At 54.4% G+C, this 20886-nt stretch carries 20 protein-coding genes; 8 read left to right on the top strand and 12 right to left on the bottom strand.

What is annotated here, in order from left to right; all coding sequences use genetic code 11:
* Positions 1-71 precede the first annotated feature (71 nt).
* Positions 72-1085, bottom strand: a complete 1014-nt coding sequence (locus tag Ga0123462_RS04040) for a dihydroorotate dehydrogenase-like protein (protein ID WP_198507393.1) — start codon at positions 1083-1085, stop codon at positions 72-74.
* Positions 1082-4669, bottom strand: coding sequence for a pyruvate:ferredoxin (flavodoxin) oxidoreductase (gene nifJ / locus Ga0123462_RS04035; protein WP_100265119.1), 3588 nt, complete (start codon positions 4667-4669; stop codon positions 1082-1084). The genes Ga0123462_RS04040 and nifJ overlap by 4 nt, the downstream gene beginning before the upstream one ends.
* 176 nt (positions 4670-4845) lie before the next feature.
* On the opposite strand from nifJ, the gene msrB reads away from it, so the two are divergent.
* Genes msrB through Ga0123462_RS04015 form a run of 4 tightly spaced genes read left to right on the top strand, consistent with a single transcriptional unit; the run spans position 4846 to position 6491 of the window.
* A complete protein-coding gene (gene msrB / locus Ga0123462_RS04030; protein ID WP_100266479.1) occupies positions 4846-5292 on the top strand; it encodes a peptide-methionine (R)-S-oxide reductase MsrB in 447 nt (148 codons plus the stop codon).
* Positions 5289-5798 (top strand): peptide-methionine (S)-S-oxide reductase MsrA, encoded by a 510-nt coding sequence (gene msrA / locus Ga0123462_RS04025; RefSeq protein WP_100265118.1) that lies wholly within the window; start codon positions 5289-5291, stop codon positions 5796-5798. Before msrB ends, msrA begins: the two co-directional genes overlap by 4 nt.
* 51 nt (positions 5799-5849) lie before the next feature.
* Positions 5850-6131, top strand: a complete 282-nt coding sequence (locus tag Ga0123462_RS04020) for a type II toxin-antitoxin system RelE/ParE family toxin (protein ID WP_100265117.1) — start codon at positions 5850-5852, stop codon at positions 6129-6131.
* Between the two features lie 9 nt (positions 6132-6140).
* Positions 6141-6491 (top strand): HigA family addiction module antitoxin, encoded by a 351-nt coding sequence (locus Ga0123462_RS04015; RefSeq protein WP_100265116.1) that lies wholly within the window; start codon positions 6141-6143, stop codon positions 6489-6491.
* 274 nt (positions 6492-6765) lie between these two features.
* On the opposite strand, the gene Ga0123462_RS04010 is transcribed toward Ga0123462_RS04015, so the two are convergent.
* The gene (locus Ga0123462_RS04010) at positions 6766-8724 is read right to left on the bottom strand and encodes an ATP-dependent helicase (protein ID WP_100265115.1); all 1959 of its coding nucleotides are present in this window, start codon (positions 8722-8724) and stop codon (positions 6766-6768) included.
* Between the two features lie 89 nt (positions 8725-8813).
* Here Ga0123462_RS04010 and Ga0123462_RS04005 point away from each other — a divergent pair, with 89 nt between their 5' ends.
* Positions 8814-10175 (top strand): phosphomannomutase/phosphoglucomutase, encoded by a 1362-nt coding sequence (locus Ga0123462_RS04005; RefSeq protein ID WP_100265114.1) that lies wholly within the window; start codon positions 8814-8816, stop codon positions 10173-10175.
* Positions 10176-10182: 7 nt separating this feature from the next.
* Here the strand turns inward: Ga0123462_RS04005 and mnmA are convergent, their stop codons facing one another.
* The 8 genes from mnmA to Ga0123462_RS03965 form a co-directional block, all read right to left on the bottom strand.
* Positions 10183-11331, bottom strand: a complete 1149-nt coding sequence (gene mnmA, locus Ga0123462_RS04000; RefSeq protein WP_100265113.1) for a tRNA 2-thiouridine(34) synthase MnmA — start codon at positions 11329-11331, stop codon at positions 10183-10185.
* Positions 11332-11366: 35 nt separating this feature from the next.
* Positions 11367-12215, bottom strand: a complete 849-nt coding sequence (locus tag Ga0123462_RS03995; protein WP_100265112.1) for a DUF4743 domain-containing protein — start codon at positions 12213-12215, stop codon at positions 11367-11369.
* Between the two features lie 15 nt (positions 12216-12230).
* Entirely contained in the window at positions 12231-13115 is an 885-nt protein-coding gene (locus Ga0123462_RS03990) for a ribose-phosphate diphosphokinase (RefSeq protein ID WP_100265111.1), read from the bottom strand.
* Positions 13112-14659, bottom strand: a complete 1548-nt coding sequence (locus Ga0123462_RS03985; protein WP_100265110.1) for a thymidine phosphorylase family protein — start codon at positions 14657-14659, stop codon at positions 13112-13114. Before Ga0123462_RS03985 ends, Ga0123462_RS03990 begins: the two co-directional genes overlap by 4 nt.
* Positions 14660-14744: 85 nt before the next feature.
* On the bottom strand, positions 14745-15152 hold the full coding sequence (locus Ga0123462_RS03980) for a VOC family protein (RefSeq protein ID WP_100265109.1): 408 nt from the start codon (positions 15150-15152) through the stop codon (positions 14745-14747).
* 1 nt (position 15153) lies between these two features.
* On the bottom strand, positions 15154-16647 hold the full coding sequence (locus tag Ga0123462_RS03975) for an ABC transporter substrate-binding protein (RefSeq protein ID WP_232726606.1): 1494 nt from the start codon (positions 16645-16647) through the stop codon (positions 15154-15156).
* 72 nt (positions 16648-16719) lie between these two features.
* Positions 16720-17982 carry a class I SAM-dependent RNA methyltransferase gene (locus tag Ga0123462_RS03970; RefSeq protein ID WP_232726604.1) on the bottom strand — a complete coding sequence of 421 codons (1263 nt, stop codon included), beginning with the start codon at positions 17980-17982 and terminating at the stop codon, positions 16720-16722.
* On the bottom strand, positions 17979-19124 hold the full coding sequence (locus tag Ga0123462_RS03965) for a class I SAM-dependent methyltransferase (protein WP_100265108.1): 1146 nt from the start codon (positions 19122-19124) through the stop codon (positions 17979-17981). Before Ga0123462_RS03965 ends, Ga0123462_RS03970 begins: the two co-directional genes overlap by 4 nt.
* 63 nt (positions 19125-19187) lie before the next feature.
* Here Ga0123462_RS03965 and trxA point away from each other — a divergent pair, with 63 nt between their 5' ends.
* Positions 19188-19520, top strand: coding sequence for a thioredoxin TrxA (gene trxA / locus Ga0123462_RS03960; protein WP_100265107.1), 333 nt, complete (start codon positions 19188-19190; stop codon positions 19518-19520).
* 111 nt (positions 19521-19631) lie between these two features.
* Here the strand turns inward: trxA and Ga0123462_RS11465 are convergent, their stop codons facing one another.
* On the bottom strand, positions 19632-19790 hold the full coding sequence (locus Ga0123462_RS11465) for a hypothetical protein (RefSeq protein ID WP_198507392.1): 159 nt from the start codon (positions 19788-19790) through the stop codon (positions 19632-19634).
* 186 nt (positions 19791-19976) lie between these two features.
* Between Ga0123462_RS11465 and Ga0123462_RS03955 the strand changes: the two genes are divergently transcribed.
* Both Ga0123462_RS03955 and Ga0123462_RS03950 read left to right on the top strand, forming a co-directional pair.
* Complete coding sequence (locus tag Ga0123462_RS03955; protein ID WP_100265106.1) at positions 19977-20264, top strand: Flp family type IVb pilin; 288 nt, start codon at positions 19977-19979, stop codon at positions 20262-20264.
* A 60-nt stretch (positions 20265-20324) separates the two neighbouring features.
* Positions 20325-20792 (top strand): tRNA (cytidine(34)-2'-O)-methyltransferase, encoded by a 468-nt coding sequence (locus Ga0123462_RS03950; protein ID WP_100265105.1) that lies wholly within the window; start codon positions 20325-20327, stop codon positions 20790-20792.
* Positions 20793-20886 lie beyond the last annotated feature (94 nt).

Here is a 20886-nt window from a genome sequence, read left to right as displayed (position 1 = left end):
CGGATCCGTTTACTGCATGGCCAGGACTCTCTTTCCCATGCTGAGCAACACCCTGACGCTCCATCTCATTTTTATCGCCAGACGCCTTTTGGAGACTCGAAACTGCCAAGTGCCTTGATGTAGTTCGCACGCTCAAAGGCTGTAGGGTCCTTGGCATTGAGGTAACTGACGCTGCCCCTGAGCTGGGAGACAGATTCATACTCCTTCTCCTCCATCCACTGCTCAACGCCCCGCAACACCTCCCCGAGATGCTCGGGGCCATGCTGCAACAGTGCTGAGCACATGTGTGTCACATCGGCACCGGCAAGCAGCAGCTTGATCGCATCCTCCGCCGTATGGATGCCGCTGGTAGCAGCAAGGGTGAGGTTTGTACGGCCATGTAGCATCGCGATCCAGCGCATGGATAGGCGTGATTCTACTGAAGATGAGAGTTTCAGGCTTGGAACGACATCCAGCGATTCGAGATCGATATCAGGCAGGTAATAGCGGTTGAAAAGCGAGACACCATCCGCCCCTGCAGCTTCAAGTTTCTTCACAAAATTACCCACCGAACTGAACTGCGGTGAAAGCTTCATAATCACAGGAATACGGATATGCATCTTCAGCTCTATCAATGTTTCGATATAGCGTGCTTCGACGATATCTGCCGGCTGTCTCAGGTCGTCAGGCAGGTAGTAGATGTTCAGCTCAAGCGCATCCGCACCAGCCTGCTGTAGCTGACAAGCGTGGTGGACCCAGCCGATCGGCGTGGTGCCGTTGAGGCTGGCAACCACCGGAATATCGAGCGCCGATTTTAGCCCCCCAAGCTGCTCGAGGTAGCTCTCCAGGTGGGTCTTGTAACTCTCCTCAGCCGGCAGGTAACTGGCCGCCTCAAAGTGGCCGATATCCTGAAAATGCTGCAGGTGATCGAGCCGCTCCTCATCTTCGGTCACCTCCTCCTCAAAGAGCGAGTTCATCACGATGGCAGATGCCCCTGCATCCTCAAGGCGTCTGGCCATGTCGATATCTTTTGCAAACGGCGAGGCCGATGGCACCAGCGGATTCTTCAGCGTCATGCCAAGGTATTCTGTTGAGAGATCGATCATGATTCGTCCTCCTCTTTGGCATAGGAGAGATTGGCCAACTGCTCATAATGGTGGAAACGCTCCATCACCCCCTCCTGTGCCCGCTGCATAAGTTTCTCGGCCGCATCGGGATGGGTACGCCAGAGCATTGAAAAACGCGCCTCGGTCTGCGCAAATTCCCTATACGGAATACTCGGCTTCTTCGAATCGAGCTGCAGCGGATTCTTACCCTCTTCCACGCGCCGCGGATCATAGCGAAGCAGGTTCATGTGACCGCTGTTTACCGCCAGTTCCTGCTGCCTGATATTGTGGGACAGGTCGACGCCGTGGGCGATGCAGGGGCTGTAGGCAATGATCAGTGACGGACCATCGTAACTCTCCGCCTCGATAAAGGTCTTCAGTGTCTGCAGATCCTTGGCGCCGAAAGCAACATGTCCGACATAAACATGCTCATAGGCCATGGCGATCATTGAGAGATCCTTCTTCGGCACAGGTTTTCCGCCGGCAGCGAATTTGGCTACCGCTCCGATCGGTGTCGCCTTGGACATCTGGCCACCGGTATTGGAGTAGACCTCGGTATCGAGCACCAGGATGTTCACATTGCGGCCACTGGCCATTACATGATCAAGACCTCCGAAACCGATATCGTAGGCCCAGCCGTCACCACCGATAATCCAGACACTCTTCCTGACCAGATAATCGGCCACCGATTCAAGATTGCGTGCAGTCTCACCCTCTATCGCAGCAATCCTGTCCTTCACCTTTTGCACACGACGACGCTGCTCGTGAATACCCGGCTCGTCCGACTGATCAGCCGTCAGAATCGCGTCAACAAGCTCAGCATCAAGATTGAGCTCGGGTGATTTGATCAGCTGCAGCGCGTAATCCCTGTGGGCATCAATGGCGAGCCGGAATCCGAGCCCGAATTCCGCATTATCCTCAAAGAGTGAATTGGACCATGCCGGCCCCCTCCCCTCTGCATTGGTGGTATAGGGGGTAGTAGGCAGATTGCCTCCATAGATCGAAGAGCATCCGGTGGCATTGGCGATCACCATGCGATCGCCGAAAAGCTGGGTGGCCAGTTTGATGTAGGGGGTTTCGCCACAGCCGACACAGGCGCCGGAAAACTCGAACAGCGGCTGCGCAAGCATCGCCCCCTTCATGCCATTCCAGCGAATTTGCTCGCGGTCATATTCGGGCAGTTTCATGAAAAAGTCCCAGTTCTTCCGTTCCTGCTCGCGGATTGGCGGCTGTGGTGCCATGTTCAGCGCCTTGTGGCTGACATTACTCTTGTCTCGTGCCGGACATATCTCCACGCATAAGCCGCAACCGGTGCAGTCCTCGGGGGCCACCTGATAGCTGATCTGCATACCATCATCGAATTCGCGTCCTTTGACCGGCACATGCTTGAATGTTTGCGGCGCATCTTCGGCTAAAGCTGCAGGGAACACCTTGGAGCGGATCGCCGCATGCGGACAGACAAACGGGCATTTGCCGCAGTGGATGCATAGATCCGCATCCCAGACAGGGATCTCCAGCGCCAGATTCCGCTTCTCGTAAGCTGCAGTGCCGAGCGGCCAGGTACCATCACACGGCATCATGCTCACGGGAACCGCATCACCACGTCCGGCGATAATCTGACCGGTAATTTCCCTCACAAACACAGGGGCATCTGCAGCCACAGGCGGATGCATGGTCGTGTTACTGGAAACTTCACTAGGAACAGCAACCGAGTGGAGATGGGCAAGAGCGGCATCAATAGCGGCGAAGTTGCGCTCGATGATCTTCGCTCCCTTGCGGCCATAGGTTTTCTCCACCGCCTCCTTGATTTTTGCAATCGCCTCCTCTTTCTCCAGCACGCCGGAGATGGCAAAGAAGCAGGTCTGCATCACCGTATTGATGCGCCGTCCCATACCCGATTCTTTAGCCACTTTATAAGCATCTATGACATAAAACTTCAGCTTCTTCTCAATTATCTGCTGCTGCATGGTTGCTGTGAGATCAACCCATGCCGTTTCCGCACTGTGCGGCGTATTGAGCAGAAAGACAGCCCCCTCAGCCGCATGCGCCAGCATGTCATAACGCTCGAGAAATACCGGCTGGTGGCAGGCGATGAAATGTGCCTCGTTATTACCGATCAGGTAGGTGGAACGGATCGGTTCCGGACCAAATCTGAGGTGGGAGATGGTGACTGCCCCCGCCTTCTTGGAATCGTAAACGAAATAACCCTGGGCGTAGAGGTCGGTCTCTTCACCGATAATCTTGATCGAGTTCTTATTAGCCGAAACAGTGCCATCCGAACCAAGACCATAGAACATGCAGCAGGTGACGCCCGCTCCTGCATCGATTCTGAAATTCTCATCCCATGCAAGTGAGCTGTGGCTAAGATCGTCATGGATGCCGATGGTATAATGGTTTTTCGGAGCCTCTTTTCCAAGCTCGTCGAACACAGCCTTGACCATACCCGGCGTAAACTCCTTGGATGAGAGGCCGAAACGGCCTCCGGTGATGCGCGGCATGGCGGCAAAGCGGTCGCCGCCACTACCGACATATTCAGCCAGAGCGGTCATCATATCCTTGTAGAGGGGCTCGCCATCAGCACCCGGCTCCTTGGTCCGATCAAGCACTGAAATACGTCTCACAGTGGCAGGAATCGCATCTATCAGATGCTTTGGTGAGAATGGCCGGTAGAGCCGCACCTTGAGCACACCCACCTTCTCACCGCGCGCTGTAAGATGGCTGACAGTCTCCTCGGCCGTCTCGGCACCCGACCCCATCAGCACAATGATCGACTCTGCATCCGCAGCACCGTGATATTCAAAGAGCCGATAGTGCCGGCCGGTCAGTTCGGCAAACTGGTCGAAGCACCCCTGCACGATTTCAGGCATCGCCTCGTAAAATGGGTTTACGGACTCCCTGCCCTGGAAATAGACATCGGGATTCTGACTGGTACCACGGATCACCGGTGCATCGGGGGTAAGTGCGCGTTTTCGATGCGCACGGATAAGTCTCTCGGGCAGCATGGCATTTAATACATCATCTGCCGGCACATCCACCTCATTCACCTCGTGGGAGGTGCGGAAACCGTCGAAGAAGTGCACCACCGGAATGCGTCCCTTCAGCGTTGCCGATTGGGCAATAAGGGCGAAATCCATCACCTCCTGCACCGAGTTGGAGCTAAGCATCGCAAAACCTGTCTGGCGCACACTCATCACATCGGAGTGGTCGCCGAAAATGGAGAGCGCCTGTGCTGCAATCGAGCGAGCCGCCACATGGAATACCGCACTCGTAAGTTCGCCTGCGATCTTGTACATGTTGGGTATCATCAGCAGTAATCCCTGCGATGATGTGAAGGTAGTGGTCAATGCTCCCGTCTGCAGTGCGCCGTGCACGGTGCCGGAGGCACCCCCCTCGCTCTGCATCTCGATGACCTCAGGGATCGCGCCCCAGAGGTTCTTGCGCCCCTGATTGGTCCATGCATCACTCATCTCTCCCATCGGTGAGGATGGCGTGATCGGGTAGATGGCGATCACCTCGTTGGTGCGGTGAGCCATATAGGCTGCCGCCTCATTGCCCTCGATGGTCAGTTTATGCCGCTCCGCCATAGCCGCCTCCTACTTTGGCACTTATTGCAAGTGTAGCCGAAAACGACGAAGTTGTATGTACAGCCTTTGCCTGCTGTAAGCGATTGCCCTCTTTCGCGACCAACAGGATGACGGATAAGCGGAAAACACGCCCCGTTTCTGGACAATCATGATCAGCAGAGAGGATGATTCGAGATATGGAATATGAGAAAAGCGAAGAGGCCATCGCCCGCCTGACACCCGAACAGTACCGGGTGACCCAGCAGAGCGGTACCGAATTTCCCGGCACCGGTGAATACCTGCACAACAAGGAGCCGGGCATCTATGTCGATATCGTCTCCGGCGAGCCGCTCTTTGCCTCTTCCGAGAAATTCGAGTCCGGCTGCGGCTGGCCCAGCTTCACCAGGCCGATCGTGCCGGCCAACATCAATGAACTGCATGACAGCAGCCACGGCATGGTGCGCACCGAGGTGCGCAGCACGCATGGCGACAGCCATCTCGGCCACGTGTTTCCGGACGGCCCGGTCGAGCGCGGCGGCCTGCGCTACTGCATCAATTCGGCCTCGCTGCGCTTTATCCATCGCGATGAGATGGAGGCTGAGGGGTATGGCGACTATCTCGACCGGGTGGAGGAATCTGCATGAAACAGGAACGCGCATTACTTGCGGGCGGCTGCTTCTGGGGCATGCAGGAGCTGATCCGCAGGCTTCCCGGTGTCATTTCGACCCGCGTCGGCTACACCGGCGGCGATGTGAAATTCGCCACCTACCGTAATCATGGCAGCCATGCCGAGGGAATCGAAATCATCTTCGATCCGAATGTAATCAGCTATCGCAGGCTGCTGGAGTTCTTCTTCCAGATTCACGACCCGACCACCCCGAATCGTCAGGGTAACGATCGCGGCGCATCCTACCGCTCGGCCATCTACTATACGGATGAGGCTCAGAAGCAGGCTGCGCTGGAGACTATTGCCGATGTCGAAGCAAGCGGCCTCTGGCCCGGCAAGGTGGTCACCGAAGTTGCGCCTGCCGGCGACTTCTGGGAGGCCGAACCTGAGCATCAGGACTACCTTCGGCGATTCCCGGGTGGCTACACCTGCCACTATCCCCGCCCGAACTGGGTGCTGCAGCATCAATCAAACCATAAGTAGATCATAATCATCGACATTGACGCATTACGTAACACGTAATAGCCTGTCGATGTGATCAAGACATTCCGGGACAAGGCAACGGCCGCCATCTTTGCCGGAAAGCGGGTAAAAAGCCTGCCGCCGGAAATCCAGCAACGCGCCAGAGAGAAGCTGATGCTGTTGCACCATGCCGCTGTTCTTGAGGATTTGCGCATCCCTCCGGCCAACAGGCTGGAAGCACTGTCGGGAAACAGGCAGGGAGAGCACAGCATTCGTATCAACCGGCAGTGGCGCATCTGCTTTGTCTGGAATGATAGCGATGTCAGCGAAGTTGAGATCACCGATTATCACTGAAGAGGTGAAATGATGAGCATCAACATGGATGAACTGAACAACATCGATTATAGCGATGTGGCAACCGGCGAGAATCTGAACCCGGTCTCGCCCGGCGATATCCTGCTGCACGATTTCATGGAACCGCTATCGCTCTCCTCCAATGCCCTTGCCCGGGCGATGAAAGTGCCGACCAACCGAATCACCGGCATTCTCAACGGCACCCGCAACATTACTGCCGATACCGCCCTGCGGTTGCAGGCTGCCTTCGGCGTTTCCGCCTCATTCTGGATGGGGCTTCAGAGCCGCTACAACCTTGAAATCGCCGAAGCCGAACTGGCCGAAACCATCGCCGCCGAAGTGCATCGGTTCGCAGCATAATTTCGTAGAAATCATTTCTTTATGGATCCATTGACTTAATAAGTATATCTCAGGATATAGATGAGGCGAAGCGACCATGGTCAAATTCTTCAATACCCATGAAAGTAGTAGTCGGATTTTCACTGTTTCTTGCTATTGGTTCAGTAACTTCTTTATCAGACAATATTTTCAAAGGAGCCTTAGGGGTCAGGTCTTGTTTCACAGATTATTGGTTGGTGGCCTGGTAGGCACAACCGGAAATCAATCATAGAATCCGAAGTCGCTTAATACTTAGCTATTTCCCTGATTGAAGGCGTTCGAGATTTCTGCGCATGGCGGCCATGAAATCATCCGCCTCCTCTTTTGCATCTTCCGTCTCGAGATCGCGGTCCACCCAGCGCAACACCGACTGCTCGGGCTCTTTCAGGAACGGCGAAGGGGCACTTTTCTCCTTCTGCCCGAAGCGGTGGCGCACACGGCAGTAGCTTAAGGTCAGGTGATAGCGTGCCCGAGTCATCGCCACATACATCAGGCGGCGCTCCTCCTCCATGCGGTTCTCTTCCAGCGCGCTTGCATGCGGGAAGATGCCATCCTCCATACCGATAACATAAACATGGTCGAACTCCAGGCCCTTCGAGGCGTGCACTGTCATCAGACGAACCTGGCCGGTCGGATCATCATCCTTTTTGTCCGCCAAGAGGAAGATATCCTGCAGATAGCTGGAAAGATCGCCGCCCTGATCAGCATGCAATATCCACCAGCGTCGCAACTCCATGAGATTGCCCATACGCATTTCAGCTTGCGCCTCATCGGCCGCCTCGGCACGGATCGCTGCCTCAAGGTGGGTGAGATCGAGCGCTGCATCGAAAGCCTCATCCGCTTCACCATGTTTAAACTGGAACTCGAGCGCCACGATCAGGTCGCCGAACTCCTTTAAGCTGTGCGCGCGCTTGTGCTCCAGATCATCGTGCAGACAGGCTTCAAGCAGTGAGCAGCCATGCGCCATTGCAAACTGACCAAGCTCACCCAGTGCCACATCTCCGATGCCTCGACGCGGCCGGGAGATGGCGCGCATAAAGGCGAGATCATCATTGAAATTGGCGACCAGGCGCAGGTAGGCGAGCAGATCCTGGATCTCGGCGCGGTCGAAGAATGAAAGGCCCCCGGTAATATGGTAGGGAATCTTCTCTCTGCGCATCGCCATCTCGATTTCCCGCGCCTGATAGGAGGCGCGGTAAAGTACGCAGAAGTGGTCCCAGTGGGCATCGTCAGTGGTCAGCCGTCTGGCCTTGATATCGGAGGCCACCCGGCTTGCCTCCTCCTCGGGATTGGGGGACTCCCAGACGCGGATCGGTTTTCCTTTGCCGAGATTGGAACGCAGTGTTTTACCCAGGCGCTCGGAATTCTTGGCGATCAGTGAATTGGAAGCCTCGAGTATCGAACCGGTGGAACGGTAGTTCTCCTCAAGCCTGATCACAGTCAATGCAGGGTAGTCACGCTCAAGCAGGAAGAGGTTCTTCACCTCAGCACCACGCCAGCCGTAGATTGACTGGTCATCATCCCCAACCACGGTCAAATTACCATTCTCAGGCACCAGCAACCGCACCCACTCATACTGGATGCGTGATGAATCCTGATACTCGTCGACAAGGAAATGGCGGGCGCGCGCCTGCCAGAGAGCGCGCACATCATCATGTTCGGAGAGCAGCTTAATAGGCAACACCATCAGGTCGTCAAAATCGACCGCGTTCATGCGCTCAAGCAACTGATCATAACGCTCACGGACGGCTGAGAGCTGGTTATCGTGTATGTCGAGCAGGCCATTTTTCAATGCGGAGATACGGGAGATCAATCGATCGACCTGATCGGCATCGGCAGGGAGTTTCATATCGGAGAGTACTGATTTCAAAGCCGACTTCTGCTCGCCTCCGGCGAATACGGACACATTGGCACGCCGATTCAACAGCTTTGCATGTTCGCGCACAATTGCCAGACCCAGCGCATGGAAGGTACAGATGCGCAGTAATTTCGCCTTATCTCCGAGACGATCGAAAAGACGTTCGCGCATCTCTTTCGCCGCCTTGTTGGTAAAGGTCACGGCGGTAATCGCATCTTCAGGCACGTGGCGCTCGACCAAGGCTGCGATTCGCTCGGTAATCACACGCGTTTTCCCGGAGCCCGCGCCGGCAAGCACCAGCAGTGGGCCGCCGCGATAATGGACGGCACGATACTGTTCGTCGTTAAGGTTGGACATGGGGGCGGAGCATAGGGGCGCTCACCCACTTCGCAAGTGCAAGATCGGGACTTAGGTATTAGTCTAACTGGCCTCAGGAGGAGTGGGTTTTGAATAACGGTTTTCCGCACCATATTTTCCGTGAATACGATATCCGTGGCATTGCCGGAAGCGATGTCGATGAAACCTTCGCCTACAGCCTCGGCATGGCTTTCGCCGCCATGCTGCCTGAAGATGAGTCACGCCCTGTCATTGTAGGGCGTGATGTGCGCCTCTCCGGCCCCGCGCTGCAGGCCTCCCTGATCCGGGGACTGACTGATGCGGGAGTTGACGTGCTCGATGTCGGAATCGTGCCTACTCCGCTCGCCTACTACGCGGTATTTCAACTCGATGCTGCAGGCAGCGTACAGGTCACAGCCAGCCACAACCCTTCCGACTATAACGGCTTTAAGATGATGATCGGAAAATCGAGCCTGCATGGCGATGATATCCAGCACCTTAAACAGCTGATGCTGGAGCGGCATCCAGCCGCTTCTGTACAGGGAAGCTGTAAAGCGCATGCCATTGTCGAAAGCTATATCGAATTTGTTGCTGCCGACTGTCCGCTCGCTTACCCGCTTAAAGTGGTGATTGATGCCGGCAATGGTCCGTCAGGCGTGATTGCCGCCCCACTCTACAGGCGACTAGGGTGTGAGGTGATCGAGCTCTACTGTGAACCGGATGGTTCATTCCCTAACCACCATCCCGATCCAACCATTGCAGCCAACCTGAAAGATCTTGCCGACACGGTAGTTCGGGAAAAAGCCGATCTCGGTATCGCATTCGATGGTGATGGTGACCGTATCGGCATCGTCGATGCTCATGGCGATATCGTCTGGTCCGATATGCTGCTGTTGCTGCTCTCACGCCACCTGCTTAAATCACACCCCGGAGCGGTGATCATCTCGGAGGTAAAGAGTTCGCAGCATATGTACGACGGCATCGTTGAGGCGGGCGGTAACCCTGTGATGTGGCGAACAGGACATTCGCCGATCAAGGCGAAGATGAAGGAGACCGGTGCGCTGCTGGCTGGCGAAATGAGCGGCCACATCTTTTTTGCCGACCGTTTTTTTGGCTTTGATGATGCTGCTTATGCCGGTGCGCGGGTGATGCAGATGCTCACCGAAAGCAGGGCCGGTTTCCCTGAACTGCTGACCGGCATACCTGAATCGGTTTCCACGCCCGAGATTCGTGTGCCATGCAGTGATGCAACGAAATTTGCGCTGGTGGAAGAGGCAATCGCCCATTTTACAGGTGAGGATTACGACATCGTTAATATCGATGGCATGCGCATCCAGTTCGATGACGGTTGGGGACTTTTGCGCGCCTCCAATACCCAGCCGGCACTGGTGATGCGCTTTGAAGCCCCGAATGACAGGCGGTTGCAGGAGATGCGCTCACTTATCGAGGATTGGCTGAACAAACCGGACTGACAGTCGGCTACAGCACCCTGCTGACGATGCCACCACCCAACAATTCATCGCCGCTATAGAATGCCGCCACCTGACCGGGCGCGGTCGGTTTCTGCGACTCTTTGAAACGCACATGCAACATTGACCCGGTCTCGCTCAATGCACAGGCGGCGGGCTGCATCTGGTAGCGAACCTTGGCGGTAATTTCATCAGCCGGTTCCGGACGCCGAATCCAGCTTATCTCATCCACCTCCACCTCGCGAATCACAGCCTCTTCGGGATGTGCCACCACCACGCGCGCTGCTTTGCCGTCAAGCCCCACCACATGCCATGGCCCGTCTGGCAAGCCCAGCCCTTTGCGCTGGCCAAGTGTATAGTGAGCGATACCTTGATGGCGGCCCAGAACATTGCCCTGACGATCGACAATTTCACCGGCAATGAAACCGCTTGAGGCCCCTTCACGTTTCAGGAAGGCGATGCGATCCCCAGCCGGAATAAAGCAGATATCCTGACTCTCATGTTTTTCGGCAGTCGGTAAATGATAGTGGCGGGCAAGTTTGCGTGTATCGTCCTTCTCCATTCCACCGACCGGGAAGAGGATGCGCGATGCCTGCTCACGGTTGGTTGTGGCAAGGAAATAGCTCTGATCCTTACGATTGTCGTTACCCTTGTAGAGGTGAATGCCGTTTTCATCGTCGCGGCGCTGTACGTAGTGACCGGTTGCAACGTACTCTGCCTCAAGCTGATCGGCCGCTTTCAGCAACGCCCCGAATTTCACAAAGCGGTTACAACGTTCACAGGGGTTGGGGGTACGCCCGCTTTCGTAGTCAGCGACAAAGGGATCGATCACATCACGGCGGAACTCTTCGCGCATATCCATGGCGTAAAATGGAATGCCTACGCTATCGGCCACACGGCGGGCATCATAGGAGTCCTCCAGCGAGCAGCAGGAGCCGTGTCGATCCACCTCCTCGCGCGAATAGTCCCATACATTGAGAAATACCCCGACAACGTCCAGCCCTGCCTCTTTGAGCAGTGCAGCCATCACTGAGGAATCCACGCCACCGCTCATGGCCGCGATCACCCGCACACCTTTCAGGTGCGCAAGACTCTCCACAACTTCAGCAATAATCGCTTCGGCAGTTCGTTCGTTGCGGGGTTCGTTGCGGGGTTCCATGCCCGAAACCTAGCAGCAGAAGCCCGTTTGTCGCTTTAGTTGTTGCCGCTTAATCCGTTTTGCAAAAGTTTACGCTCATCTTCCGATGCAATCAGATTATGACGCAGCAGAAAATCGATAATGACGAGATTACAGTTGGGCTTGAACTCCTCGCTGTTTCGTACGATATCGGCCACCTGTTCAATCGGCATCAGTTCGAATGAAGCCACCTCGCCATCATTACACTCCGGCCTGAAGCTTCCCGGCAACTCAAGGTCGTAGCAGAAGAGGGTATCATCCCTCAATCCGCGCTTCACCTCGCAGCAGTAGCTGATCTCGGCAACCGGCCTGGCCGATGCCGCCAGTTCAGCTGGAATATTCGCCTCCTCCATGCACTCCTTGGTGAGGTTGTCGGCGAGCGAAATGCCATGCGGAAGGCCACCGGCCACCAGATGATCCAGTCGATCGGGAAATGCCCTGCGGTCAGATGCTCTTCGAGCGATCCACATGGCAATGCCATCACCGGTTTCGACATAACCGTTCAGGTGCTGGCCGAAAGCGCGGATACCGAACATGGATACCACGGCGCGATCAATCTGGAATGCCGCAGATTGATCAAAACCGCTGAGCACGGGAAACATCTCCCCCATCAGATGGCGAACCACACCGGACTCGGTCAACCGATGCAGCACTTCGGCGACTGCTTCTGAACGCTCATCAAAACTTTTCAGAGCAGAACTCAGGACTACACATTCTGTCCGAACATCAAAGCACTCCTTGAACCCGTCCAACTCTTGTGCAAAGCGGTGGCGGATCCTCCCCATGCGTTTGCCATCTACGATCAAGGGTAGAAAGTTTTCCGGATTCCAGCGGTTCAATGCCCGAATATGATCGATATATGCCATGAATCCGGAACTTTATCAGAGATTGCGGATAGCGTCGGCCATCAGCGGTGCCAGCCCAATGGCATTGGTCGGATGCGCGATAGTGTCCGTACTCCAGAGATGATCTATGCCGGCTGCACGGATGCGCTCCTCGGCATCGCCGACAAAAAGTGCATGCGTCACGATCAGCGATAACGAAGCGGGATTGCCGGATTTCACGCTCTCAACAGCTGCTAACATGGTACGTCCGGTGCTGGCCATGTCATCGACTATCACCACATCGCGGCCCGTCACGGAGAGATCATCCGGCAGGCAGATGCGTACATTGCGATCCCCCATTCGCTCCTTGCGGCCGACAGTAAAATCGAACCCCCACCCCTCAGCAATAGATGACACCCACTGCAGCGACTCCTCATCCGGCCCAATCAACAGCGGTCGCTCAAAATGATCGGCAACAAATTCGGCAATGGGACGTGTTGCAGTCAGACTGACCGCCTGCGTCGAAGTCACTGCCTGATCAAGCCGCTCTATCCTGTGAAGATGTGGATCAACGGTCACCACAGCATCGAATGAATCGCCAAGCAGTGAACCGATTGTTTTCTGACTCACCGCTTCACCAGGATGAAAGGCCATATCCTGGCGCATATAGCATAAATAAGGAGCTACCAGCGAAACCTTTTCAGCTCCACCCGCTCGCGCCGCATCGGCAGCAAGCAACAGCTCGACCAGTTTTTCATTGGGATGATCCAGACTCAGACAGATTACCACATGCTGCGGTAACTCAGCAGGCAGTCGCACCCTGCTCTCTCCATCAGGAAAGCGGTGTACCTCGATCCCGTCACTTGGCCAGGCCAGTAAATCGGCCAGTTGACCGGTCACTCTCCGGCTTTCGGCAAAACCGAGCAGTAGAATATCACTCATAGCGGTGGGAAATAGTTCGGCGCAGCCGGCTTATCGCCGATTCTGAAGCCGATATCCTTCCTTGTCTGCTCCTGTGCGAAGTCGAAATCGGATGGAAACTCCGCATGGATTCGGTAAAGCGATTCACCTTCTTCAACCCGGTCACCAAGTTTTTTGAGCAGGTCCACACCGGCCCCTTTGTCCATTGGGGCGCCTGCCAAGCGAGCGATCCGAGCCATCTGCAGGTTGTCTATCTCGGTAACAAACCCGGACTCGGGGGCCGTCACCTCCATAATTAACTCACCCAGCTTGGGCGGGTCTTTGTTTTCTCCCTGCGCTGCAATGATCGCCTGCATTTTGGCCATGGCGCGTCCAGTTTCGAGAATATCTCGCGCAATGGCATACCCATGTCCACCCCGAACATCCGGATCAAATTCCAGGATTCGACCGGCAAGCCTGAGTGCCTTTTCACGCAGATCAGACGGCGCTTCAGGATCGTTCTCCAGAACCTTGATCACATCGCGTGCCTCCAGTGCAGGACCGATGCCACGTCCGATCGGCTGTTCGCCGTTGGTGATCACCACCTCAAGGTGCAATCCCAGACGATCTCCGACATATTCGAACAGCTTGCGAAGGCGAAGGGCATCATTCATGCGGTGTACTTTTGCGGTAGGACCTACCGGAATATCGATCAACAGGTGTGTAGCACCTGCAGCGACCTTCTTGGAAAGAATCGAAGAGACCATCTGACCGGGAGAGTCGAGCGAAAGCGGCCGTTCCACCGAGATCAGGATATCATCGGCAGGGGCAAGCCTTGCCCTGCCACCCCAGGCAAGACAACCGCGTTCATGGCGAACAATTTCGCGCAAGTTGTTCAGATCCAGATCAACACGGGCCAGTGTCTCCATCGTATCGGCCGTGCCGGAGGGTGAGGTAATAGCACGGCTCGATGTCTTGGGAATCAACATGCCGTGGGCAGCAATTATTGGCACCACCAGCATTGTTGTCCGGTTACCCGGAATGCCGCCGATACAGTGCTTATCCACCACCAACGGCTCGCCCCAATCGAGCTTTTCACCGGTTTTCACCATGGCCTCGGTCAGATAGAGCAGCTCTTCACGTTCCATGCCACTCTCACTGCATGCCACCAGAAAGGCAGACATCTCCATGCGTGAATAACGGTTGGCAACAACATCGCGAATAATGGAGAGGAAATCACTTTCATTCAGCCGTTCACCTGCGATCTTGCGATGCACGGCATCGAGTGATTCAGGTGGTACTGCCTGTGCGATGCAAACCATATCCCCTTCATAGAGCCCAAGCTGAATAAATGCCTGCTCACTCAGTCCCAGTTCATCAATCGCCATGATCTTCTCATCATTGACCACATTGAGAACTGCCAGTACCTGCTGGTGGTCGCTGACGCTGTTGATTTCGACTTTAGCAAGCGCCTGAAAACCTTCGGTGTGGTAAACAGGGCAGTCACGGTGCAGATAGGCGACATTTTCCTTGAAAGTGTCAATGCCGATGCGGCGAAGCTTGAGATGAATACCTGGCCTGATCATAAAACTCCTTCCACAGAAGCTGTAAACGCCAACGCTCCCCTACCACATTTATAGCTTCATTGCGCTCAAATGTCGATGCGGAAAACTACAATTTCCGGTTATCCTCAACGACTTCAACCATGAGGCCGGAAGGGTCCTTGACGAAAAAATAACGGATCCCGGTCCTGCCCTCTACAATCTCAATGTGCTCAACCAACCCCAGCTTCATCAGATGAGCTGCAGCGATATCGATATCTTCACTTTTGAGACCAAAATGTTTCATGCCGATTCGGGGCAGATCAGTGGAAAGCTCATGTGAGGTGTGAGGCGCATCAACAGGAGTCCTGAAGCGGAATAGTTCGAGAAGCACCTCCCCCTGTTTCAGATGCACAATAGAGAGCTCCCCGTCATCCGACTGCCAGCGGAACACGGGCTCAAAGCCGAAGATTTCGTAAAACGCAATTGACGGCCCTAATTCCCGGACGCTGAGTGCGACATGGTGAAAGCTGAACATATTACCTGTTCTCCTGAATGAATTTAATATCCATCAGGGCTCGCAGGTTGCCATCCGGCATCGGCTTAAAGCCATGAACCCGCGGCCCGGAAACGGCAATAACCGGCTCATACCAGAGTGGTATATAGACCATATCCTCCAGCATCTGCTTCTGAACTTTGGCATAGAGCGCCTTACGCTCTTTCTGCGCTTCAACCACGGCCGCCTGATCCAGCCACCGGTCAACATCATCATTGCGATAGCGGCCACGATTTGCCCCCTTGGGCGGCCACATCTGGCTGTGCAGGATCGAGCGGTAGATATCAGGATCGGTGATGCCTACCCAGGAGAGTGAAAACAGCTGGAAGTCCCCACGCTTGATGCGGGCATAGAAGCCACCCCACTCAAGCGACTCGATAGATACATTGATACCTACTTTCTGCCACATGGCAGCAATGGCTGTGGCCAGACGCAGGCGTGTCGGATCGGTACTTGTACGATAATTAAGCGAAAATCGAACCCCGTCCTGATTACGTGGAAATCCCGCCTCGTCGAGTAGTTGCTCAGCGCGTACGGGATCAAACGGAATCGGGGGTAAAGAGGCTGAAGCCCAGTGCTCCCTGCTTAACACGCTGTTGGCAAGATCAGGAAGGCCGGAGAAGAGAGCGTTTTTCAGTTTGTCCCGATCCAATGCCAGCGCCAGGGCGCGTCTGACTCGCACATCACCGAGCAGACCGTCCTGCAGATTTATTCCGATATATGAAAAAGTAGTGGAGGGCCGTGTCAGCATGGTCAGCTGTCGCTGCTCGCCAATATAGGGAAGCAGGTGCGGCGGCAGATCATTCTGAACGAAGTCGAGTTCCCCGCGTGTCAGCTTCAGTACACGTGTCACCGGATCTTTTACACAACTGAAACGGATCGCGGTAACGCTGCCGCCTTCACCCCTTCGTTGCAGTGTTATACCGCTTTCACCCCACGCGGTAAGCCGGTACGCGCCGCATCCAATCGTGTGACGGGCATTATGCGGACCCGAGGCGATCGTCGCTGGAAGAATACCGAGGTTAAGTCGCGTCAGAAGCGAGGCATCCGCTCTGGAGAGATAAATAGTGAGGTTGTAGTCATCCTCAACTTCGATACGCTCAATAGCTGAATACTCTGCCATGCGCGGGCTCGCCAAGGCCGGATCGATCACAGCCTGTAGTGTGGCCGCTACATCCCTCGCCTTCACCTCGCTGCCATCGCTGAAGGTTTCACCCTGCCTTAGCCTGAATTTCCACAACAGAGGAGTAGGATGAACCCAGCTTTCTGCCAAATCCCCCTCGACATTGAAAGATTCATCAAGCTTTACAAGGCCGCGATGCAGGAAGTCCTGTATCCGAACCGAAGCTGCATCAGTGGCAAAACGGGAATCAACTGTAATCGGCGTCTGCGCAAGGCCGACATGGAGAGTATTGCGATTAGAGTCTACGGGTTGGCAGCCGACGACAAGCAGAGCCAACACAATCAGTCTGATCACACCTCCCATCATCACCGCCCAGAGTGGTTCATGATTTCGCAGGACAAGATGAACAGGCACTCACCATTACATCTACCCTCTTACCCAAAGGCTCATGGCTTCCACATGGCCAGCCCCGGGAAACAGATCGAGCGCCCGCAATGCAGACATACGGTACCCCTGCTCCTGCAGCAGCAGACCATCGCGCGCGCCTGCAGCGACATCACACGAAATCATAATAATCTTCTCCGGCATTAGTTGCGAGATGCGGCTACAGATTCTCTTGGCGCCACGCCTTGGGGGATCGAGAATCAACAGATCAGCACCAATGTATGGCTCAAGAGAAAACTCCTCAAACAGGTTGGCGACTTCAAAACTGGCATTAACAGAAAGGTTTTTTGCATTCGCGGCCGCTGCCCGCACACTTGCCTCATTCAACTCCGCACCAACAACAGTTGCACCGGTAGCCACGGCCAGTGGAAGAGATAGATTGCCGATACCGCAAAATAGGTCGGCAACCCTGTCAACCGATCCGGCCCATGCAATAATCTGGGCAATCAACTCTCTGTTTCCCTCCATCTGCCCCTGTACAAAGCTATCGGGGCCAACTGCGAGGGAGATATCGCGATCGCCTGCCGGCAGCAGATCATGAAACTGGACAACAGGCTTCTTCAGAGGACGGGTAATGCCTGCTTTATCGCGCCACCACCACTGTAGAGGAGTGTTATCAATACCGGCCACCTCTATCGCTGTCGGCCTGGAAGCAGCTTCGAGTATGACATGAATTCCATCATCGAGTTGCAGCGCCTGAACTGCATGCAGCTCATCCGTTATCAATGACTGCTCGATCAGGCTACGCAGCAGATTCAATTCATCTGATACGACCATACATTTGCTTTGGCGAACCGGTTCATGGCTTGTCGGCCTGTAAAACCCGAGAAACCTGCCATCACTGTCAGAGCCAACGAACCAGCGGACACGTCTGCGGCACCAATCCTTATGGAACAGGGACGGTATCCAGTTACATTTATCATCCATCAACTGTGAAAAAGCATCCTTTACCCAGCCGGACTTCAGCAAAGCCTGATTCTCGCCAGAAAGATACTGCAACGCACAGCCACCACAGATAGAAGCCACACCACATGGCGGCTCAATACGGTCGGATGACGGTTTCACTACTGCATCGATCTCGCCTCGGAACACGCCTCTCCGTTTACCGGCCACACGCAGTTTCAAGTGATCTCCCGGCACTGCATTGACCACCAGCAGTGTACTCCCCTCTATCCGAACGACAGCTTCTCCTCCCGGCAATAATGGGCCTGCAACCCCCTCGCAGGTCACTCCTTCGACAATCATAGCCTGAGAAGATCGAGGTGATGGAACTGTTTCAGGTAGTCGGGCCGATCCGCCTGGAATCCCTTGCTCTGTACCAGAACCTTGAACACTTCGCCCATGCCGTACGGCATTAAAACCCGTTTCGCATGTGCCATCAGATGCATACTGGTCGCATCATTCTGACATGCCAGCGACTGCACAAAAGCCTGCACCGATGGTGACTGCGCCAGCCAGCCACCCTGCGACATCCAGAGCAACGGTGAAAAACCAACCGTTTTACCTGCCAGAGCCAGAGCGGTGAAATCAACATGGGCAGTAACATCACGACTACCGGGATCACTCAATACGTCCTCACTGGCCTGTTGGCCGATATGGGCCAGAAGCGAGCCTTCACGCCTTCCCTGTCGATAGTACTCCTGCTGTGAGTAACCGTAGTCGTTGGTAAAGACAAAGCCGCTGATCACTATACCTGATAGCTGTTTCTGCCAGCCTTCAAGACTCGGATTCCACTCGCTGACATACCCATCCTGCCACGCATTGATCAATTCTGGAGAAATATCCGGTCCATCGACAAGTGGGCTGTCGCCATCCTTCCATGCAAATCCATTTTCGGAACATGTAACGCCACGCTCATAAAAGTGGCCATCCCGCCAGCGGAAACAGCGTACAGGAAATGCATCGGGAAGCTCATTACTGAAGACAATAATATTTTCGCGGGGCTCTACTTCATCAAGAGTAGAGCTGATATCAACAACCAAATTTCGTTCGGCAAAAAGCTCAGCCTGCCGGTTCCTCAGCTGGGCACTACGTTCCACCGATATTATCGACGAGGGGGAAAGCATCGAAAACTGGGAAATAATGTCTAGAACAGAAGCGAGCAGCTTACCTGAACCGGAGCCCTGTTCCAGCAAAGTCCATTCGGCAGGCTGACCAAGCTCATTCCATGCCCAGAAGATCAGATCGGCAAAACCCAGAGAGAGCCAGGGGCCCAGTTCTGGAGCCGTGACAAAATCCCCTTTTTCACCAAATACGGTTTTCGACTCGTAGTACCCCAGCCCGGGTTCGTAAAGTGCTGCCTGCATAAAACGGTCGAAAGTGAGGAAATTCCCTGCCTCACCGATACGCTCCCGAATGATCTGTTCCAGTTGTTCATGTTCGGACATGGTTGACGCTCTTACCCCCCAGGACTAACGTTTCGTGCATTCCAAAATCAAAGAGGAAAGCAAATGTCTTCAGATTTAATTATTCATGTCAGCGACGATAGCTTTGATGCCGATGTACTTAAAGCAGGCGGCCCGGTCGTCGTAGACTTCTGGGCTCCATGGTGCGGCCCGTGCAAACAGATTGCCCCGATTCTGGACGAAGTTGCGTCCGAGAAGCAAGGTCAGGTGACCATCGCCAAGATCAACATCGATGATAATCCTAACACACCAGGCAAATACGGAGTTCGCGGCATCCCTACCCTGATGCTGTTCCGCGACGGTAATGTTCAGGGAACCAAGGTTGGCGCTGTCAACAAGGCCAAACTGACCGAGTTCATCGACGAACATCTGGACTGATTTCTTCAGTTTTATTCTTTCTATAAAAGGCAGGGGTCATACCCTGCCTTTTTTGATTATATATCCGGGCTAACGCCCTCCTTGCATAACAATTGATCAAAGAGAAAGCGGTTAGTCATCAGTTGTCACAACATCGACCTGCGGTTCAGTCGACGGATCATTATCCGTTTCGCTCCGCTTCTCCAGCCTGCGCAACCGCTTATCTTCAGCCTTCTTCTGCTTGGCGATCTCTTTCTGACGCTTCTCATACTTAAAGTTCGTTCTGGCCATCGTGGCACCTCCTGAAAGTCACTCCATGTGTAAATACAGCACCATTGAACAACCACTGCTGATACCATTGAAATAGCTTAAGCGAATCATGCCTGTCTATGACGCTGGCGTCCCGAATCTTGTGATAACCGCTGCCGTGCACTAAAATAGATATACATGTGCGCTCCTTCGCAAGGAGGCTGAAGGATGAATGGTTCAGATGAGGTACAAGAGGCCATGCCCCGGGCTTCTTTGAAAGTATCACATTTTCATCATGAAGATGGAGTGTCCATGGTTGAGTATGTCGTCATGATTGCACTCATCTCTGTCACCGCCATTGTAGCCATCAACCTTCTCGGCGGCACACTAAGCAACAGTTTCACATCCGCTCAGGACGCCATTCAACAGGCCAGAGGGACGAACGACAGTAATAGCAACGGAAAAGATGGCGATGGCGGCGGAAGAGACAGAGGCGACGGCAAAGACAGGGATTAGCAAACTGACACAACCTAGTTATTGCACCCTGGCCTCACATGCTTAAGCCTCTGCCGTCAGATGAGCCCTCCTATTCATATCGTACTAGTCGAGCCTGAGATTCCACCGAATACCGGTAATATTGCACGACTGTGTGCTTGCACGGGATGTGCACTGCACCTGGTGCATCCGCTCGGATTCGAAATCAGTGATAAACACCTGAAACGGGCGGGGCTGGACTACTGGGACCACCTTGACATTCACCACCATGAAAACTGGCAGATGGCACGCAAGGTGATCGGAACAGATCGCAACTGGTACGGACTATCCACCAAGGGGAGCACAGCCCACTGGGATATAAAATATGCAGCTGGTGACGTGCTTGTGTTTGGCCCTGAGTCGAGAGGATTAAGTGAAGCCATTCGCAATGAGATCAGGCCTATCAAAATACCGATGCGGAACGATGCGCCTGTTCGTTCCCTGAACCTCTCTTCAGCCTGTTCTATCGCACTGTTTGAAGCCCTGAGACAGCTCAAGCCGGTACTATAGTTGAGGTTTATCCACCGCGACTGTAAGTGGATTAAGAACTTTTTAGAATTAGCCCCTCAAGCTAAAAGAAGCTTTTAAATAGCTCTTCAACATA

Source organism: Mariprofundus ferrinatatus, assembly GCF_002795825.1.
GTDB lineage: Bacteria > Pseudomonadota > Zetaproteobacteria > Mariprofundales > Mariprofundaceae > Mariprofundus > Mariprofundus ferrinatatus.
Note: the sequence above shows the minus strand (reverse complement) of the source record. Positions and strands in the feature narration are given on the sequence as shown.

Bases quoted from the DNA above. Each gene is read 5' to 3' on its own strand.
- Ga0123462_RS03950 (WP_100265105.1), top strand. From the start codon at position 20,325: ATGAGCCCTCCTATTCATATCGTACTAGTCGAGCCTGAGATTCCACCG.
- Ga0123462_RS03985 (WP_100265110.1), bottom strand. From the start codon at position 14,659: ATGATCAGGCCAGGTATTCATCTCAAGCTTCGCCGCATCGGCATTGAC.
- msrB (WP_100266479.1), top strand. From the start codon at position 4,846: ATGGAATATGAGAAAAGCGAAGAGGCCATCGCCCGCCTGACACCCGAA.
- Ga0123462_RS11465 (WP_198507392.1), bottom strand. From the start codon at position 19,790: ATGGCCAGAACGAACTTTAAGTATGAGAAGCGTCAGAAAGAGATCGCC.
- Ga0123462_RS04040 (WP_198507393.1), bottom strand. From the start codon at position 1,085: ATGATCGATCTCTCAACAGAATACCTTGGCATGACGCTGAAGAATCCG.
- Ga0123462_RS03995 (WP_100265112.1), bottom strand. From the start codon at position 12,215: ATGGCATATATCGATCATATTCGGGCATTGAACCGCTGGAATCCGGAA.
- msrA (WP_100265118.1), top strand. From the start codon at position 5,289: ATGAAACAGGAACGCGCATTACTTGCGGGCGGCTGCTTCTGGGGCATG.
- Ga0123462_RS03980 (WP_100265109.1), bottom strand. From the start codon at position 15,152: ATGTTCAGCTTTCACCATGTCGCACTCAGCGTCCGGGAATTAGGGCCG.
- Ga0123462_RS03955 (WP_100265106.1), top strand. From the start codon at position 19,977: ATGAATGGTTCAGATGAGGTACAAGAGGCCATGCCCCGGGCTTCTTTG.
- Ga0123462_RS04015 (WP_100265116.1), top strand. From the start codon at position 6,141: ATGATGAGCATCAACATGGATGAACTGAACAACATCGATTATAGCGAT.
- mnmA (WP_100265113.1), bottom strand. From the start codon at position 11,331: ATGGAACCCCGCAACGAACCCCGCAACGAACGAACTGCCGAAGCGATT.
- Ga0123462_RS03965 (WP_100265108.1), bottom strand. From the start codon at position 19,124: ATGTCCGAACATGAACAACTGGAACAGATCATTCGGGAGCGTATCGGT.
- Ga0123462_RS03990 (WP_100265111.1), bottom strand. From the start codon at position 13,115: ATGAGTGATATTCTACTGCTCGGTTTTGCCGAAAGCCGGAGAGTGACC.
- Ga0123462_RS04010 (WP_100265115.1), bottom strand. From the start codon at position 8,724: ATGTCCAACCTTAACGACGAACAGTATCGTGCCGTCCATTATCGCGGC.
- trxA (WP_100265107.1), top strand. From the start codon at position 19,188: ATGTCTTCAGATTTAATTATTCATGTCAGCGACGATAGCTTTGATGCC.
- nifJ (WP_100265119.1), bottom strand. From the start codon at position 4,669: ATGGCGGAGCGGCATAAACTGACCATCGAGGGCAATGAGGCGGCAGCC.
- Ga0123462_RS03970 (WP_232726604.1), bottom strand. From the start codon at position 17,982: ATGATTGTCGAAGGAGTGACCTGCGAGGGGGTTGCAGGCCCATTATTG.